This window comes from Pseudomonas sp. GW821-FHT03C07, assembly GCF_059420925.1.
The window spans coordinates 237,193-254,422 of sequence record NZ_JBWKUQ010000005.1 but is presented as its reverse complement, the minus strand read 5'-3'; the positions used below and the strand labels follow the sequence as shown (position 1 = coordinate 254,422).

General features: G+C 54.2%; 16 protein-coding genes. 1 reads left to right on the top strand and 15 read right to left on the bottom strand.

Translation table 11 applies throughout. The features are described 5' to 3' along the window. Positions 1-2: 2 nt before the first annotated feature. The 9 genes from lpdA to AC07VG_RS12860 form a co-directional block, all read right to left on the bottom strand. Positions 3-1,478 carry a dihydrolipoyl dehydrogenase gene (gene lpdA / locus AC07VG_RS12900; RefSeq protein ID WP_495021288.1) on the bottom strand — a complete coding sequence of 492 codons (1,476 nt, stop codon included), beginning with the start codon at positions 1,476-1,478 and terminating at the stop codon, positions 3-5. 74 nt (positions 1,479-1,552) lie between these two features. Beyond that, complete coding sequence (locus AC07VG_RS12895; protein ID WP_495003905.1) at positions 1,553-2,866, bottom strand: dihydrolipoyllysine-residue acetyltransferase; 1,314 nt, start codon at positions 2,864-2,866, stop codon at positions 1,553-1,555. 132 nt (positions 2,867-2,998) lie between these two features. Beyond that, on the bottom strand, positions 2,999-3,754 hold the full coding sequence (locus AC07VG_RS12890) for an amino acid ABC transporter ATP-binding protein (protein ID WP_495003906.1): 756 nt from the start codon (positions 3,752-3,754) through the stop codon (positions 2,999-3,001). Between the two features lie 5 nt (positions 3,755-3,759). Continuing rightward, the gene (locus AC07VG_RS12885) at positions 3,760-4,449 is read right to left on the bottom strand and encodes an amino acid ABC transporter permease (RefSeq protein WP_495003907.1); all 690 of its coding nucleotides are present in this window, start codon (positions 4,447-4,449) and stop codon (positions 3,760-3,762) included. Positions 4,450-4,451: 2 nt separating this feature from the next. After that, positions 4,452-5,147: an amino acid ABC transporter permease gene (locus AC07VG_RS12880; protein ID WP_495021287.1), complete on the bottom strand. Its 696-nt coding sequence runs from the start codon at positions 5,145-5,147 to the stop codon at positions 4,452-4,454. Positions 5,148-5,188: 41 nt separating this feature from the next. Continuing rightward, the gene (locus tag AC07VG_RS12875) at positions 5,189-6,031 is read right to left on the bottom strand and encodes an ABC transporter substrate-binding protein (protein WP_495003909.1); all 843 of its coding nucleotides are present in this window, start codon (positions 6,029-6,031) and stop codon (positions 5,189-5,191) included. Positions 6,032-6,123: 92 nt separating this feature from the next. Then, positions 6,124-7,299 (bottom strand): cystathionine beta-lyase, encoded by a 1,176-nt coding sequence (gene metC / locus AC07VG_RS12870; RefSeq protein ID WP_495003910.1) that lies wholly within the window; start codon positions 7,297-7,299, stop codon positions 6,124-6,126. A 42-nt stretch (positions 7,300-7,341) separates the two neighbouring features. Continuing rightward, positions 7,342-10,029: an alpha-ketoglutarate dehydrogenase gene (gene mdeB, locus AC07VG_RS12865; protein WP_495021286.1), complete on the bottom strand. Its 2,688-nt coding sequence runs from the start codon at positions 10,027-10,029 to the stop codon at positions 7,342-7,344. 26 nt (positions 10,030-10,055) lie between these two features. Further along, positions 10,056-11,336: a cystathionine gamma-synthase family protein gene (locus AC07VG_RS12860; protein WP_495003912.1), complete on the bottom strand. Its 1,281-nt coding sequence runs from the start codon at positions 11,334-11,336 to the stop codon at positions 10,056-10,058. Between the two features lie 181 nt (positions 11,337-11,517). Here AC07VG_RS12860 and AC07VG_RS12855 point away from each other — a divergent pair, with 181 nt between their 5' ends. Continuing rightward, positions 11,518-12,000 carry an Lrp/AsnC family transcriptional regulator gene (locus AC07VG_RS12855; protein WP_495003913.1) on the top strand — a complete coding sequence of 161 codons (483 nt, stop codon included), beginning with the start codon at positions 11,518-11,520 and terminating at the stop codon, positions 11,998-12,000. Positions 12,001-12,007: 7 nt separating this feature from the next. Here the strand turns inward: AC07VG_RS12855 and AC07VG_RS12850 are convergent, their stop codons facing one another. From AC07VG_RS12850 to AC07VG_RS12825, 6 genes are all read right to left on the bottom strand, one after another. Next, positions 12,008-12,898: a LysR family transcriptional regulator gene (locus tag AC07VG_RS12850; protein ID WP_495003914.1), complete on the bottom strand. Its 891-nt coding sequence runs from the start codon at positions 12,896-12,898 to the stop codon at positions 12,008-12,010. Between the two features lie 293 nt (positions 12,899-13,191). Next, entirely contained in the window at positions 13,192-14,025 is an 834-nt protein-coding gene (locus tag AC07VG_RS12845; RefSeq protein ID WP_495003915.1) for an ABC transporter substrate-binding protein, read from the bottom strand. A 57-nt stretch (positions 14,026-14,082) separates the two neighbouring features. Next, the gene (locus tag AC07VG_RS12840; protein ID WP_495003977.1) at positions 14,083-14,811 is read right to left on the bottom strand and encodes an amino acid ABC transporter ATP-binding protein; all 729 of its coding nucleotides are present in this window, start codon (positions 14,809-14,811) and stop codon (positions 14,083-14,085) included. 27 nt (positions 14,812-14,838) lie between these two features. Further along, positions 14,839-15,579, bottom strand: a complete 741-nt coding sequence (locus tag AC07VG_RS12835; RefSeq protein WP_495003916.1) for an amino acid ABC transporter permease — start codon at positions 15,577-15,579, stop codon at positions 14,839-14,841. 6 nt (positions 15,580-15,585) lie between these two features. Continuing rightward, on the bottom strand, positions 15,586-16,287 hold the full coding sequence (locus AC07VG_RS12830; protein ID WP_495003917.1) for an amino acid ABC transporter permease: 702 nt from the start codon (positions 16,285-16,287) through the stop codon (positions 15,586-15,588). Between the two features lie 125 nt (positions 16,288-16,412). After that, positions 16,413-17,165: an SDR family oxidoreductase gene (locus tag AC07VG_RS12825; RefSeq protein ID WP_495003918.1), complete on the bottom strand. Its 753-nt coding sequence runs from the start codon at positions 17,163-17,165 to the stop codon at positions 16,413-16,415. Positions 17,166-17,230: the final 65 nt, after the last annotated feature.

The window sequence follows — 17,230 nt, the reverse complement described above, 5'->3', positions numbered from 1 at the left end:
GACTACTTTTTTGGAGGTAGATCGGTACACATCCCGTGTAAGGCCTCTGCTGCCAGACCGATTGATTCACACAAGGTTGGATGCGGATGGATTGTCTTTCCAAGATCAATGCTATCAGCCCCCATTTCGATGGCCAGGCAAATTTCACCCAGCAAATCACCCGCGTGCGTTCCGACAATACCGCCACCAATGAGGCGCTTGGTTGTTTTATCAAAGAGCAACTTGGTGAACCCTTCTTCCCGACCATTGGCAATCGCACGTCCTGAAGCAGCCCAGGGAAAGAGCGCTTTTTCATAGGACACTTTTTTATCTTTGCACTGATCCTCAGTCAGCCCCACCCACGCCACTTCGGGGTCAGTGTAAGCAACCGAGGGAATCACTCGGGCATCGAAATAAGCCCGTTCTCCATGCGCGACTTCAGCAGCCACATGGGCTTCATGAACAGCCTTATGCGCGAGCATGGGCTGGCCAACAATGTCCCCGACAGCAAAAATGTGCGGCACATTGGTGCGCATTTGTTTATCTACCGGAATGAAACCACGCTCGTTCACCATGACCCCGGCTTTGTCTGCCGAGATTAATAAACCATTAGGGACTCTACCTGTTGCCATCAATACAAGGTCGTAACGCTGTGCATCCGTGGGCGCCTCGTCGCCTTCAAACGTCACCCAAATACCGTCAGCCATCGCCTCAACAGCAACCGTCCTTGTCTTTAACATGACCCGATCAAAACGATGCCGGTTTTTACCGAACCAAACCTTTACCAGATCGCGGTCAGCCCCAGGCATCAAACCATCCAGCATCTCGACGACATCAAGACGCGCGCCAAGCGCGGAATAAACAGTCCCCATCTCCAACCCAATAATACCGCCACCGATAATCAGCATTCGCTGGGGTATCTCAGGAAGCTGCAATGCGCCGGTTGAGTCAACGATTCGGGGATCTTCAGGTATGAACGGCAACTTGCTGACTCGTGAGCCTGCACAAATGATCGCCTGCTTGAAGCGAATAAGTTTTTTAGTGCTGGAATTCTCTTTACCATCATCATCGGTAAGCGCCACCTGAAGATGATGAGCATCCACAAAGCTACCGCGGCCCTGAATGACCTCAACCTTGCGCATCTTAGCCATGCCTGCCAGGCCGTCTGTCAACTGACTGACCACTTTTTCCTTGTAGCGCCGCAGTTGGCCAAGACTGATCGAAGGCGCACCGAATACGATGCCATTGTCCGCGAGATGCCGCGCCTCTTCCAAAACGGCAACGTTATGTAAAAGCGCCTTCGAGGGAATACACCCAACGTTCAGGCAAACCCCTCCCAAACTTGGATAGCGTTCTACCAGGACCGTCTTCCTGCCTAAATCGGCACTGCGGAACGCCGCTGAATACCCCCCCGGGCCAGCGCCAAGCACCAGGACATCACACTCAATATCTTTGACGTCACCGACATCCGGCACCGTTATCTCAATTTGTTTGCCCATGCTGCCGTTCCTCCCATCTTGAACTTACATCTAAGCCGGGCCGGTAAAAGATCAGCCCCTGGCTGCTCATATGACTAGATCGCGACCCGTCGAAAATCACTCAGCAACTTGCCGAAAAAGGTAAGAAACCGGGCAGCTTCGGCACCATCAATCACTCGATGATCCCAGGACAAGCTCAGCGGCATTGTCAGTCTCGGCTCGAACTCTTTACCGTTCCAATGCGCTTTCATAAATGCTCGACCAGCACCAAGAATGGCAACTTCCGGCGCATTGATAATCGGGGTAAAGGTCGTCCCACCAATCCCGCCAAGGCTGGATATTGTGAAACAGCCGCCTTGCATTTGATCGGACTTCAACTTGCCCTCACGAGCCAAGTGGGCCAACGCTGTCATTTCCTTGGCGATCTGCAGGACGCCTTTCTGCTCAACATCGCGAACAACAGGAACGACCAAGCCGTTCGGCGTATCAGCGGCAAAGCCCAAATGACAATAGTGTTTCAACACCAATTGATCACCTTCCAGGGATGCGTTAAAGCCGGGGAATTGCTGCAACGCAACAGCTGCGGCCTTCAGCATAAACGCCAACAACGTGACCTTTATGCCGTTTTTTTCATTTTCCGTGTTAAGTTGGACCCGCAACGCTTCCAAGGAAGTAATGTCCACTTCATCGTTATTCGTTACATGAGGAATCATCACCCAATTACGATGAAGGTTGGAGCCAGAAATCTTTTTCAGCCTGCTCAGCGGTTTTCTTTCGACCCGGCCATATTTTTCATAATCAACTGTCGGCCACGGAAGAAGATCTATACCGCCGATACCCGCGCCGACGTTATTCGGCGTCGCCGGAGCATCGAGTTTGTATTTAATAAAATTCTCGATATCTTCTTTGAGAATCCGGTCTCTCAGGCCGCTCCCCTTTATTTGATTGAGAGCAACGCCTAAGGATCTGGCGAACTTACGAACTGACGGACTCGCGTGAACGGCCGAAACATCATGAGTCGCATTTGAAGGCTGCACACTCGCATGGACAACAGGGATATCTATTGCCGTCTCTGGCATACTGCCGACCGGCATGGAAATCGGTTCAACAACATTCAACCCGATCTGCTTCTCTACGACGGCGAGAGCGTTTGCCGACACTAAAGAGTCTTTGACTTCAAGAACGACAATAATACTTCCCTCTGAAACCTGGTCACCTAGCTTTACCTTGACCTCGGTAATCGTACCGGCGTTCGAAGCCGGCACCTCCATCGCGGCCTTGTCCGTCTCAAGTATGACGAGGGCATCATCAATCGATACAGCATCACCTACTTTTACCAGAATCTCAATAACGCTAACTTCTTTAAAGTCACCGATATTAGGAACTTTAATTTCAAAAAAATCAGTCACTTCAAGTACCCCCAAAGCACTGGAGACAACAGTCCCCTGACAACCTGCGACAAAATCGAGATTCTTATTTAACGCTACGTTGAGAACCTAAAAAGGTATGGTCGGATAGGCCATACCCCCTCAGGCATCCACTCACGATGCTTTTGGCAAAGCGTTGGAAAATGGCGAGCGAATATCAGAAAGGAATCGCTGCGCTCGCGGGTGCTCAGGCTGGATGAAAAACTTATCGGGCGGGGCACTCTCCAGGATGCGCCCCTGATCCATGAATATGACCCGGTCAGCCACATCACGAGCGAACCCCATTTCGTGAGTGACACACACCATCGTCATCCCTTCTTTGGCCAGAGACTTCATTGCCAGAAGAACTTCGCCAACCATTTCCGGGTCGAGCGCCGAGGTCGGCTCGTCAAACAGCATCACCGGGGGATTCATCGCCAATGCCCGTGCGATAGCCACCCGCTGTTGCTGCCCTCCGGACAGCTCGGCTGGATAGGCGCAGGCTTTATGCGCCAAACCTACGCGCTCCAGCAGGCTCATTGCCAGTTCGTCAGCTTCTTTCCTGGTTAACTTTCGAATACGTGTCGGCGCCAATGTGCAGTTTTGAAGTACTGTAAGATGAGGGAACAAGTTGAACTGCTGGAAGACGAAGCCAATACGGCTACGTAGTTCATTGACGCTGGCCTTGCGATCATAAATATCAACACCATTGATGTAGATGTTGCCGTCATGGATCGCCTCCAAACGATTGAGTGTACGGATCATGGTGGATTTTCCGGACCCTGAGGGGCCGCAGACGACGACCACTTCGCCTTGGGCAACATGTTCACTGACATCCGCCAGGGCATGGTACTCGCCGTACCACTTATTCACCTTATCAAGCTTAATCATTGTAGTTATACCTTTACCGTACGAACGGCGAGCCGTCTTTCTAACCAATAGGCAAATCGCGAAAGACTGAAGCACATCACAAAATAAGTCAGGCCGAGCATCGCGTAAATCTCACCCGGTTTTGTGGGCATCATTGTATTAATCTGCGAAGCGATAAAGGAAACTTCTGACAGGCTGATAATATACCCGAGCGATGTCTCTTTCACCGTTGAAACAAACTGATTGACCAGCGAGGGAAGCATGTTTCTAAATGCTTGAGGCAATACGACGAACGCCATCGCAGATACATAACTCAAGCCCAATGCACGCGCACACTCCATTTGGCCCTTTGGCAGACTTAAAATCCCCGCCCGAATAATTTCCGCCAGGTAAACAGCATCGAAAATAACCAACGCTGCCAACATGGTAGTAAATTGGTCAGTCCTCTCCCCCGTTATGGTCGGCAGCAGAAAATAAGCCCAGAAAATTATCATTAACAGCGGTGTTCCGCGAATCAAGTAGGTGATTGCGGTGACGGGCACACGTAGAAGCGGGAATGGACTGATACGGCAAAGCGCGAAGATGACTCCGACAGGGAGAGCCAGCAAAAGCGCTGCCGCTGCCAGGATCAACGTCAGTAACAGTCCGCCCAGAGGGCCATTTGGGTACTGTCCTATCAAGTAATAGAGACCGTAGGTGTGCAATACATCTAACATGATTAAACACTCCTTACCGGATAGCGCCGTTGATAGACAAAAGAAAATCCGTAGATCAACAGAGAGACTGTTATATAACCCGCGGTGGCGAAGGCAAACGACTCAAACCCTCGAAAAGTAGAGCTTTCCACTTGTTGCGCCTGGTACATCAGCTCTGCAACACCGATAACCATGGCAATACTTGTATTCTTCCATAGGTTGAGCGTTTGGTTGATCAGCGGAGGAACTGTGACACGAAGCGACTGAGGAAGAATGACCAGTCGCATCGTTTTCATGAACCCAAAGCCCAAGGTTCTACCCGCCTCCATCTGCTCCTTGGGGATTGAGCGCAATCCGCTTCTGATATCTTCGGACATAAATGCGGCGGTATAGAGTACCAGCGCGACCACCGCACTCGCCGCTTCAAAGTTATGGTCGTACAGCCATTCCTTTATGCCATCGGGGAGAAACTCTGGCGCCCCAAAGTACCAGAACAGCATGTGTGCCAGGAGCGGAACATTTCGAATCGCCTCGACATACGTAATGGCGACTCCCCTCAGTATGGCGAACGGCGCCATCCTCAAGGTAGCAATGGCGATGGCCAATGGCACTGCCAATACAAGCGTAATCAAAGCCAGCTGTACCGAGAGAAAGATTCCGCTGACAAGCCATTCATGATACTGCCCAGACAACAGCATCGACAGATCGAAGTTTTTCATGATCAAGTCCGTGGCCCGGCCGAAGCCGGGCTGCTGTCCAATCAGTTAGCGCTTTGTTCAAACTTGAACGAGCGAGTCGCGTACTTCATTTTGGTATCGGGGCCGAACCACTTCATGAAAATCTTCTGCGCCTCCCCTGATGACTCCAGGCCGAGCAGCACTTTGTCGACCTGTGCCTTAAAGGCGGGTTCGTTTTTCCTGATGCCAAGCGCCAGGTTCTCGGTTGAAAGGTTTTGAGCGATGATTTTGTAGTTTTTCGCATCGTCACCCAATTCGGCAAAATGCTTTACAAGCGTTGCCTCGTCGGTCGCGAACCCTACCCCCTTGCCTTGCTTGAGGGCGAGAAGCGCCTGTGGCCCAGTGTCGAAGGAAATCACTTTCGCCGTCGGCAAGGTGCTGCGAATGTTTTGCTCCATCGTCGTGCCCTTGACCGTGAGCACCCGTTTGTCAGCCAACTGGCTAAGTTCATCAACCCCACTGGATGTTTTGACCATCACTTTCGCGCCGGTCACAAACGTTGAAGCCGAGAAGTCGATCTGCTCTTCACGCTCCTTGGTGCGGGTGAGCGTAGCGGCCAGGATATCCACTCGACCTTGTTGCAACTCGGGGATACGCGCCGCTACCGCGAGTTGCTTGAGCGTCAGTTTTACCCCGAGACTGTCCGCAACAGCCTTGCACAGATCAACATCGTAACCCACGATTTGTCGGCTGGAGGGGTCACCGATGTAACTAAATGGCTCATCGGTTCCGAGAACACCACAGGTCAACTCTCCTCGGGTTTTTATCTCGCTCAGTTGATCAGCGGAGACCCAGCTGGCCATACCCAGCGTGACAACGACGAGTGTGATTTTCCAAGTAGCTTTTAATGCGTTACTGTGTTTCATTTTTTATCCTTCTTAGATTGAAAGCACGGCAGAACTTAAGCTATATAGCCAAGGCTGTTATTGTTTTGGAAACGGGCATTACTTTTTCAGTATCAATTATTGAGTGTTCGCAACCTCCAAAATGCCTGATTAAGATCTTCAATTAAATCGTTGGGGTGCTCGAGCCCTATATGAAACCTTATTAAAGGTCCATGGGCTTTCCACGTCGTAGCGCTGCGGTAGGCTGACGGGTTTGCCGGGATGATCAGACTTTCATACCCTCCCCAACTGTATCCCATGCCAAAAATCTTCATGCCATCAAGCATGGCGCTGACGGCTGACTCCGGGAGCGCGTTGAATATCACTCCAAACAACCCGTTAAAACCTGTGAAGTCCCGCTTCCACAGTTCATGGCCAGGGCAACCAGGTAAAGCCGGCGACAGGACGCTATCAACTTCGGGCTGACTCTTCAGCCAATCAATAACGGCCAGGGCGTTGCTTTGATGACGATCAAGCCGAGCCGCTAAAGTGCGCAGGCCACGTAATGCCATATAGGCATCGTCACTGCTGACCGAAACACCCAGGTGTTTGTAAAACGCCCGAACTTTCGGATATTGCTCCTCCGTGGTCATGATGACACCCATGAGCACATCTGAATGCCCCACGATGTACTTGGTCGCCGCATGAACAGAAATATCGACACCATGCTTGAACGAAGCAAAATGTAATGGAGTGCCCCAGGTATTGTCGATAATCACAATCGCATTGTGCGCATGAGCAACTTGCGCAATGGCCGGAACGTCCTGCACCTCGAACGTCAATGACCCAGGAGACTCGACAAATACAACCCTAGTGTTCGACCTCATCAACTGCGCAATACCCGCTCCGATCATCGGATCGTAGTACGTCGTTTCAATACCGAAACGTTTCAAGGTTTCGTTACAGAAAGCACGGGTCGGATCGTAGACCGAATCAGTCATCAACAGATGGTCACCTGGCTGAAGACTCGCCAGCAACGCCGTCGTGACCGCAGAGAGCCCACTGGGCGTCAACATCGCCCCGCCAGCGCCTTCCAAGTCACACAGTGCACGCTCCAATGAACGGGTTGTCGGACTACCGTGTCGGCCATAAGTATTGATTGTCCCTTGCACTGATTGCAAAGCACTCACCGTTGGAAACAGCAGTGTGGATGCCCGATACACCGGCACATTTACAGTTCCGCCCACCTGGTGATGCTCCCGCCCCGAATGGGTCAGAAGTGTTTCTGCATGAAACGTCAAATCGTCCATCTGCAATTCCTCTAATCAGTTATCAACCCGTAGCGGCTTCCATTAGCAATTCCAGGGGGCAGCCATGCCAGTGTCGATTCCCAATCGTTGAATCGCGTCAGCTAATACGGAACGCTCCAAAGTGCCGTCAATAACCAGCGCATCAAGTGCAGCCAGGACAATGCTCTTGCTATCGACTTCGAAGAACGCTCGCAGCTCGCTGCGAGTATCGCTGCGACCAAAGCCATCAGTGCCGAGTGCCACGTAACGACCGTCCAGATAGCTTGAAATCAGCTGAGGCAACGCCCGGACATAATCGGTTGCCGCGATGATCGGCAACGTTCCTTGAAGGCATTTTTGGACGTGCGAAGTCTGCCGCTCACGCTCTGGATTCTGACGATTGTCACGTTCAACCTCGCGAGCATTTCGTGCCAGTTCGCTAAAACTGGTGACGCTCCAAAGTTCGCTCTCGATCTGCCATTGCTCCGCCAGGATCTGCGCAGCTTTCTGAACTTCGAGGAAAATGGCCCCGGAGCCGAGCAGCCTTACCCGAGCACGGGGCTTTTCAAGGTTCTGCTCCTTGAAGAGATACATACCCTTGACTACATCTTCGCGTACCGACTCAAGCAGTGTCGGCTGAGCATAGTTTTCGTTCATCACCGTCAGGTAATAGAAAACGTCCTCCTGGCGTTCCAGCATCTGCCGCATGCCGTAGTCCATGATCACGGCTAACTCGCCGGCGAACGCTGGGTCGTATGCACGGCAGTTCGGGATCGAAGCCGCCATGATGTGGCTCGAGCCATCCTGGTGCTGAAGTCCCTCACCACCCAGTGTGGTTCTACCGGCGGTAGCGCCGAACAGGAAACCACGGGCGCGCTGATCCGCGGCCGCCCAAATCAAATCCCCAACTCGCTGGAACCCGAACATCGAGTAGTAGATGTAAATCGGCAACATGGAAATACCATGCACGCTGTAAGACGTTGCCGCCGCCGTCCAGGACGATATCGCCCCGGCCTCGGTAATCCCTTCCTCAAGCAATTGACCGTCTTTCGCTTCCCGATAGCAGAGCATCGAGGCGGCGTCTTCCGGTTCATAGAGTTGGCCGAGCGGCGAATAAATGCCTATCTGACGGAACATGTTCGCCATACCAAAGGTACGCGCCTCGTCCGCAACAATCGGTACCAGGCGTGGCCCCAGAATTGAATCCTTGAGAAGGCTCCCAAAGATCCGCACCGCGGCCATCGTTGTCGACATCTCCTTGCCTTCCGCCTCCAGAGCAAACTTCGCATAGCTCTCCATAGCGGGAATCGGCAGAGAATCGCCACGGGGACGCCGCACAGGCAGCGCCCCACCGAGCCTTTCGCGCTGCTTGTGCAGGTACTGCATTTCCACGCTGCCCGGCTCCGGCTTGAAGAACTGCAGTTCGGCAACGGCCTCGTCCGTCAATGGCAGTTTGAACCGATCACGGAAAGCCTTCAGTGCTTCAAGGTCAAGCTTCTTCGCTTGATGAGAGGTCATCCGGGACTCGCCCGCCCCGCCCATGCCGTAGCCTTTCTTGGTTTTCGCAAGAATGACCGTTGGCCGTCCCTTATGGGCTTTCGCTGCCGCGAACGCAGCAAACAGCTTTTTGAAATCATGTCCGCCACGTTTCAGCCCATCGATTTCATCCGGTGTCATGTGAGCAACAAGGGCTCTGATCTGCGGATCTTGTTCGAAGAAATGGGTGATATTGAACGCGCCATCGTTGGCACCCAGCGTCTGGTATTGGCCGTCCACCGTCGCCGCCAAATGACGGAGCAGTATATGGTCAGTATCGCGCGCAAACAGCGCGTCCCAGTCCGAGCCCCAAAGCACTTTGATGACATTCCAGCCGGCGCCGGCAAACAGCGATTCCAGCTCCTGAATGATCTGACCATTGCCGCGAACAGGGCCATCCAGGCGTTGCAAGTTGCAGTTGATGATCATGGTCAGATTGTCGAGCTTCTCCCGGGCCGCGAGTGTCAGAGCGCCAATCGATTCGGGCTCATCCATTTCGCCGTCGCCGAACACACCCCAAACGTGACGAGCGCTCGTGTCAGCCAAACCCCGGTTCTCCAGATATCGCATGAAGCGAGCCTGGTAAATCGAACTCATAGGACCAATGCCCATCGAACCTGTTGGAAACTGCCAGAATTCAGGCATCAGCCAAGGATGGGGATAAGAGCAAAGCCCACCGCCATTGATCTCCTGTCGGTAGCGGGACAACTGCTCCTCGCTCAACCGACCTTCCATAAAGGCCCGCGAATAAATACCTGGCGCGGAGTGCGGCTGGAAGTAAACCAAATCACCGCCGCCAGGCGCATCGGGGCCTTTGAAGAAGTGCTGAAAGCCCACTTCGAAAATTTCCGCTGCCGAAGCGTAACTTGCAATATGGCCACCCAGATCGCCATACGCCTGATTAGCGCGGACCACCATGGCCAGCGCGTTCCATCGCATGATGGCAATCAATCGTTCTTCGACAATCAAGTCGCCCGGATAGCCACCCTGAGACTCGAGGGGGATGCTATTGCGATAAGCCGAATACGGCCCTGTGTGTGTCGCCACGCCCAGTTCCTGGGCATGAATTTCAATTTTCTTCAGAAGGAACTGGGCACGCTCATGACCATTGGAACGAACCAGGCCATCTATTGCGTCCAGCCATTCCCGCGTTTCAGAAGGATCAATATCGCCGGCGTTCTGCACTGCCATGACCTCTTTCGTCATGCTATTCATCTATTACCCCGCAATGGGTGCGCTAATCAGCTGCGAAGAGCATTTTCGAGGTCAGCAATCAGATCCACTTCGTGCTCCAGACCGATTGATATGCGGATCAGTCCTTCAGAAACGCCGGCCTTGCTGCGCAACTCGGCGGGCACGCCAGACTGTGTGGTGGAGGCTGGATGACAGATCAGCGACTCCGTGCCCCCGAGACTGACGGCAGACTTGAAAAGCGTCAGGGCATTGATGAACTTGAACGCTCGCTCACGACCACCCGCCAAGATGAACGAGAAGGTGGAGCCAGGCCCGGTGCATTGACGTTTGTAAACGGTTTGATAGATCTCATCGTTGATGAGTTCGGGGTGCAGCACCGTGACTTTTTCGTGCGGGTTGTCTGCAAGCCAGTGCGCAATAGTCGAACCTGAACGGGCAGCCTGGTTCATGCGCAGAACCAAGGTCTCCATCGAGCGCGAAATCATCCAGGATGAATGTGGGTCCAGCTGGGAACCAAACGCACTACGGATACTGCGCACCTTGGCGATCAGTTCCTTGCTGCCAGTAATGCCACCGGCAACCAAATCACTGTGACCGCCCACGTACTTGGTCAACGAGTAGACACAAAGATCAACGCCGTGCTCGATCGGTTTTTGGAAAATCGGCCCAAGCAGCGTGTTATCGCAGACAACAATCGGACGATATCCATGCCGAGTGCTGAAGGCATGGATTTCCTGGAGCAGCCCTTCAAAATCGATTAGCGAGTTGGTTGGGTTGGCAGGTGTCTCGATGTAGCAAATTCGCACAGTCCCCTGGCTTGCGCCTGCTTCCAGTGCATCGCGCATAGACTCGCGGGACAAGCCGTTTTCAATACCGTGAGAACCGATTCCCCAATTCGGCAGGATCTTGGCAATCAGTGTCTCAGTGCCGCCATACAGGGGGGCCGACTGAACGATCTGATCACCCGGCCGCAGGAAAGCCAGCAGAACAGCACCGATAGCCGCCATACCACTTGAGGTCACAGCCGCGGCCTCAGCCCCGTCGAGAATCGCCAGACGATCTTCAACGATTTCCAGGTTGGGGTGGTTGAACCGACTGTACACCAGGCCCGCGGATTCACCTTCCGGAAGCGGCTTGCGGCCCGACACGATATCAAAAAATTCGGCGCCGTCTTCAGCCGTGCGGAAGGCAAAGGTAGAGGTCAGAAACACCGGAGGCTTGACCGCACCCTCCGACAGAAACGGGTCGTAGCCATACGACATCATCAGCGTTTCCGGATGCAGATCTTGATCAGCGATTTTCTTCTTGTGGTAGCTGGAGTAAGACATTTGCGCCTCTTCTTGGTATTGGAATCGAGACCACACGCCCCCGCCCGCAGGCCTGTCTGACGAGGGATTCGAGCTTCGTCGTGGGCAAATCCAGTGTATCCATAACCGCAAAAAAGATTCTTTCCATTTGCATCCCATAAAACCTAATATGAGAAATATCCTTCTACAACGAAGAGCAAACATGAAATCTAAGTACGCAAAAATTGAACTAGACGATATAGATATAAAAATCCTGAGAATCCTGCAAGACGATGGCAGGCTGAGCAATTCGGAGCTGGCAGAGCGCGTTTCGCTCTCACCTTCACCGTGCTGGAAACGCCTGAAACGCCTGGAGACGATCGGCGTGATTCGCGGCTACCAAGCCGTCCTGGACAGGCATCTGCTAGGGCTTGGGGTGGTGGTGTTTGTGAGCATTCTGTTAGAAAACCATACAGAATCGACATGCCGCACATTTGAAAAATGGGTCTTGGAAATGCCCGAGGTCATCGCCTGTCATAACATTTCCGGGCAGCACGACTACATGCTCCAGGTGCTGGCAGAGGACCTAGAAAGCTACTCCAAATTTGCCCTCAACCGCTTGCGAACCGTTCCGGGCGTGAAGGAGATGCAGTCAAGCTTCTCGCTTCTGGAGCTAAAGGCCTCCAGCAAGATTTGTGTTCGGTAAATCGGCGTTAACCTCGCGGCCCTTCTTGGGCCGCCAGGAGGAAATGGCGCATGTGCGGGGCCTTCAAGGCCTCTTGGGAAAGAACGGCATACAGCGTCACATGCAGCCCTTCGCTGCCCAGCTTCTTGGCTGATAAAACGCCACGAGCACTCACGCCTCGTATCACCCATTCAGGGAGGCAGCAAACAGCGCGACCGGACGCCACTTGATGGGTGAGTGACACCAAAGAATCCGATTGGCGATGTGATGCCGGTTCGAAACCGGCAGGCGTTAGAAACTTCTCAAAGACCGGAAGGTGGCGACGTTCACCTGGAGAAGTAATCAGGACCTGATTGGCAAGATCGCTGGGCGCAATAAAGGCTTCTCTGGCCAATGGATGATTGTTGGCCACGCCCAACAACACCTCATAGGTAAACAAAGGAACACTGACAATGCCTGGAAGCCTTGTGCTCTCGGTTGTCAGCAGTAGATCGACGTCCATCCCATCAAGCGCAGCGAAGGGTAAAGCGGGGTATTGCGTCAATACGTCCAATTTGATCTCTGTCCACTCCCCCCGAAACCGGTTTATCAGCGGGATCAGCCAGTGGGCCCAGTCTGCGCTTTCCACCGCCATGTTGATCCGGCCATTGGCAGCGTCGGCCAGTCCAACCAGATCGTGTTCGATGGAAAACAGCTCTGGCAAAAGGGAATCAGCCAGTTTCAGAATTCGCCTACCGGTACGAGTGAACCGCACGGGCCGGCTTCTACGCTCGAATAGTAAGGTGCCCAGTCGTTTTTCCAATCCCGAGAACTGGTGGGACAGCGCCGACTGTGTCAACTGCAGCTTCTTGGCTGCCTCAAGCATACTGCCGGTCTCGCGCAGCATCTGCATGCCCATAAGGTGACGAATTTCCAGCATGGCAACCTCTCGCTCTGCTCATGTTGCGCAACGAGTGTGACCTGGAATCAGGTCTCCCTCAGCGAGGGATCTGGCTCGTACCGACACGGCTTTAATACCGATAAAGGCTATACCTGAGCTGGAAAAATTACCTTTCAATTTATGCTACAAGCCAGTCCACCTACAGAACAAACACTCCCTATAATCGCAACAAGAGAAAGATTATTTCGCAATGCTTACATCGATGGAAATTTCATCTTTGAGCAATGCCGTCCTTGGCGACGCTCCCTGATCTGGACACAACCTGTGAACGTTTAAGGCAAGGGATCGAACTTCAGATTACTGAGGCTTTGAACCTTGTCCTCGCGGACCATTTTGTAGGCCGTATTCGGTCCGATCCAGCGGTCCCAGATCAGGTCGATTTCACCGGCCTTATCCATCGCTATCAGTGACTCGTTCACCTTGGCCAGAAAGGCCGGCTCATCTCTACGCATACCCGCCCCAATCGGTTCAAGCGCCATCGGTTCCTTGGCCAGCGCCAACTCGACACCACTCTCTTTAGCCTGGTTGACCAGTTTCAGGGCGGTCATGGTGTTGGTCACCAGGCCAACAACCTTGTTCTGCTGCAAGGCCATGTAAGCCGAACCGGTATCCTGAAAGGTCACTGGCGTGGCACCCGCGATGCGAATCGATTGCTCGGAAGTCGAGCCTTTGGTGGAGCTGATGCGTTTGTCCTTGAAGAAACTTTTCGGTTGGTCGGCATTGGCCGCACGCACCACCAGGGTTTCCTTGGCGATGTAGTACGGATCGCTGAACTGGATCTGCTCGGCACGGGTCTTGGTGTAGGCCAAGTTGGCGAAAATCACATCGACACGGCCCATTTTCACCTCGGGAATCCGTGCTTCAACAGACAGCGGCTTGAGCTCCAGCGCCACGCCCATGGTCTTGGCCAGGGCCTTGCACAAATCGACGTCCATCCCCACCAGTTCGCGGGTTTCCGGATCTGGAGCAGAGAACGGTGGCACGTCGGCGTACACCCCACAACTCAGCGTTTTTTTAGCCATGATATCGCTCAATTGATCGGCCTGCGCTACCGCAACAGCCAAAGGACCTAACGCCAGCGTGACAAGCAGATATTTCATACGCATGGAAAAACTCCTGGGGATGGGAAATTCAGAGGGCAGAGGGCGCAAAATCCCGGCGACTCAATGGGCGCGCAGATCGGCGATAAATCGTTGTGCCCGCGGGTGCGCGGGCTGACTGAAGAAGCTCTCGGGCGTGCTCTTTTCCAGAATCTGACCCGCGTCCATAAACCAGATGGTGTCAGCAACTTCACGGGCAAAATTCATCTCGTGGGTCACGCACATCATGGTCATTCCATCCTTGGCCAACCCTTTCATCACACTCAACACTTCACCGACCATTTCCGGATCGAGGGCACTGGTGGGCTCATCGAACAACATCACCGGAGGATCCATGGCCAGCGCTCGGGCAATCGCCACTCGCTGTTGTTGACCGCCGGATAACTGCGCCGGATAAGCCCCCGCCTTGTGTGCCAGCCCTACCCGATCAAGCAATTGCATGGCCTGTTGTTTGGCGGCCGAGCCTTTCAAGTTGCGGATTTTGCTGGGCGCCAGGGTGATGTTTTCCAGCACCGACAGGTGCGGAAAAAGATTGAAGCTCTGGAACACGAACCCCACTCGACTGCGCAGCCGGTTAACCTGAGCATCGGTGCCGTGTACATCCTGGCCATCGAACAGGATCTGGCCCTTCTGGATGTTTTCCAGACGATTGACGGTGCGAATCAACGTCGACTTGCCGGAACCGGACGGACCACAGAGCACCACCACCTCACCGGGTTTCACTTCGGCAGTGATATCGGTCAGCGCGTGATACTCGCCATACCATTTATTGACGCTCGAAAACATGATCATTGGATGCATGGACGCAACCCTCTTCAATTATCGATAACCAGCAAGGATCTCGGCAGCCGCGGCCGGACCGCCGTTGCCCAGACGCTTGCGAGCGATACGGCGCTCCACCCAGCCGGCCAGATGGGTCAGGCCGAAACAGAGCAGGTAGTAGATGATCGCCAGGATAAAAAACACCTGGAACGGCTTGGTCAGCAGTTGGTTGTTGACCTGGTTGGCGGCAAAAGTCACCTCCTGGACGTTAATGACATAGCCAAGCGAGGTTTCCTTGATAATGGAAACGAACTGGCTGATCAGGCTAGGCAGCGCGTTGTACAAGGCTTGCGGCAAGATCACCCAGATCGTCGTACGTAGGTAACCCAGACCCAGCGCCCGGGACGCCTCGTACTGTCCCGTTGGTAGCGCCTGAATGCCGCCACGAATGATTTCGCACAGGTAGGCACTCTGGTAGATCACCAGCGTGCAGAGCATGGTCACGAATCCGGTGATGTTATGGCCGATCAACAACGGCACCAGGAAGTAGGTCCAGAAGATCACCATCAACAGCGGGATGCCCCGCAGCACATAGACCCAGACCGTGGCGGCCCAGCGCAGTCCGCTCCACGGCGAAACCCGAGCCAAAGCCAGTAGCAAGCCGAAAGGGAATGCCAGCAACAGGGCCAGCGCCGCCAGAATCAACGTGCTCGCCAATCCGCCCAAAGGGCCGTGCGGGTACTGACCGATGAGAAACAAGGTCCAGTTTTGCTGCACAATCGAAAAGACATCGAACATCGTCGTCTACCTCGCCAGCGCTTTGCTGAAGCGTCGCGCCAACAACGCGCCGAGCCCCATCAACAAGAGTGAAAAAACCAGGTAGAACAGCGTGGCGACCAGGTATGACTCGAACGTGCGGAAGGTGTAGTTCTCGACCTCGCGGGTGGCGTAGGTCAGCTCGACCACGCCGATGGCCATGGCCAGGCTGGTGTTTTTGAACAACAGCACGGTGTGGTTGATCAGCGACGGCAGGCAATTGCGTACACCTTGCGGCAGGATCACGTAGCGCATCGAGCGCACATACCCTAACCCCAGCGCCCGGGAAGCTTCGGTCTGCCCGGCCGGAATGGCACGCAGTCCGCTGCGGATGTCTTCGCAGAAATACGCGGCCTGACACAACCCCAACGCAATCACCGAGAACAGATATTCGCTGCTGTAATTCGCCAGCCAAAGCTGCGTGGACTCGCTCAGTAACGTCGGCACGCCGAAATACCAGAGCATCAACTGCACCAGCGTCGGCACGTTGCGATGGTAAGACACGTAACCCGCCACCAGACGATCCGCGAGTTTGTTGCCGGTCAACCGTACGGTCACCAGCAACAGCGCCAGGGCCATCGCCAGCAACCAGGCGAACAGCGCCAGTTGTAGAGTTATTTCGATGCCCTTGACGATCAGCTCGGCATATTCACCTTGCAGAACCGCGGCCAAATCGAAGTCATGCTTCATGGTCAATCCCCATCGGCATTGGGCTAAGGGCAGAAATAAACAAAGTCGCCAGGCTCGGCCGTGGCGTGAGTGCCGCGATGACGGATTGTTCCGTTCTTATGCAGCGCGTGTTGCGAAGGGAAAGCTCAGCCTGGGTAATCCTGTGGACGGGCCGTCGAGAGACCACCAGGCACTTGCAGGGTCGGGGTGATTTCCATGTGCCCGACGTTGACCGCAATCGGTGCGGCAATGGCAAAGGCAATGGCGTCGGCAATGTCCTTGGCCTGGGGCAGCTCGAAGCCTTCGACGAAACGCTTGTAGGTCTCTTCGGAGTCACCGTGGACGTGGGCAAAAATGTCGGTGGCCACTCGACCCGGACAAATTTCGGTAACTCGCACCCGCTTGCCGAAGGCATCGATGCGCAGTTGCCGCGACAGCATGCTCACGGCAGCCTTGGTTGCGTGGTACGTGGAGTTGCCGCCGAAGTTGTACGCCGCGGCAATCGAGCTGATGTTGATGATGTGGCCGCAATCACGTGCCACCATCCCCGGCAACGCCAGACGCGCCAGGTGCAATACCGCACGCAGATTGACATCGATCAGCAAGTCGATGCCTTCGGCGTCGGCCTTGAGAATCGAACCCGGTTTATCAACACCAGCGTTGTTCACCAGAATGTCGAACTGCTGCGCCTCGAACAGGCGTGTCAGCCCAGCCAGGTCGGTCACGTCGATAGCATGAGCGATACAGCCAGTCTTGGCGGCGAGGTCTTGCAGCTTGTCAGCACTGCGGGCCAAGGCATGCACCTGCACGCCCTCCTGACACAGGCGCTCGACGACTGCGGCACCAATACCGGAAGACGCGCCGGTCACCAGCGCGGTTTTGTAATCTGAAAACGGCATGTCTCTGTCCTCGTGTTACGGGTCGACAACGCAAGGCTGTACCGACCGATTATGTGTGGATCACT

Coding starts and splice junctions, on each gene's coding strand:
- lpdA (WP_495021288.1), bottom strand. CDS start 1,478: ATGGGCAAACAAATTGAGATAACGGTGCCGGATGTCGGTGACGTCAAA.
- AC07VG_RS12890 (WP_495003906.1), bottom strand. CDS start 3,754: ATGATTAAGCTTGATAAGGTGAATAAGTGGTACGGCGAGTACCATGCC.
- AC07VG_RS12885 (WP_495003907.1), bottom strand. CDS start 4,449: ATGTTAGATGTATTGCACACCTACGGTCTCTATTACTTGATAGGACAG.
- AC07VG_RS12880 (WP_495021287.1), bottom strand. CDS start 5,147: ATGAAAAACTTCGATCTGTCGATGCTGTTGTCTGGGCAGTATCATGAA.
- AC07VG_RS12875 (WP_495003909.1), bottom strand. CDS start 6,031: ATGAAACACAGTAACGCATTAAAAGCTACTTGGAAAATCACACTCGTC.
- metC (WP_495003910.1), bottom strand. CDS start 7,299: ATGGACGATTTGACGTTTCATGCAGAAACACTTCTGACCCATTCGGGG.
- mdeB (WP_495021286.1), bottom strand. CDS start 10,029: ATGAATAGCATGACGAAAGAGGTCATGGCAGTGCAGAACGCCGGCGAT.
- AC07VG_RS12860 (WP_495003912.1), bottom strand. CDS start 11,336: ATGTCTTACTCCAGCTACCACAAGAAGAAAATCGCTGATCAAGATCTG.
- AC07VG_RS12855 (WP_495003913.1), top strand. CDS start 11,518: ATGAAATCTAAGTACGCAAAAATTGAACTAGACGATATAGATATAAAA.
- AC07VG_RS12850 (WP_495003914.1), bottom strand. CDS start 12,898: ATGCTGGAAATTCGTCACCTTATGGGCATGCAGATGCTGCGCGAGACC.
- AC07VG_RS12845 (WP_495003915.1), bottom strand. CDS start 14,025: ATGCGTATGAAATATCTGCTTGTCACGCTGGCGTTAGGTCCTTTGGCT.
- AC07VG_RS12840 (WP_495003977.1), bottom strand. CDS start 14,811: ATGATCATGTTTTCGAGCGTCAATAAATGGTATGGCGAGTATCACGCG.
- AC07VG_RS12835 (WP_495003916.1), bottom strand. CDS start 15,579: ATGTTCGATGTCTTTTCGATTGTGCAGCAAAACTGGACCTTGTTTCTC.
- AC07VG_RS12830 (WP_495003917.1), bottom strand. CDS start 16,287: ATGAAGCATGACTTCGATTTGGCCGCGGTTCTGCAAGGTGAATATGCC.
- AC07VG_RS12825 (WP_495003918.1), bottom strand. CDS start 17,165: ATGCCGTTTTCAGATTACAAAACCGCGCTGGTGACCGGCGCGTCTTCC.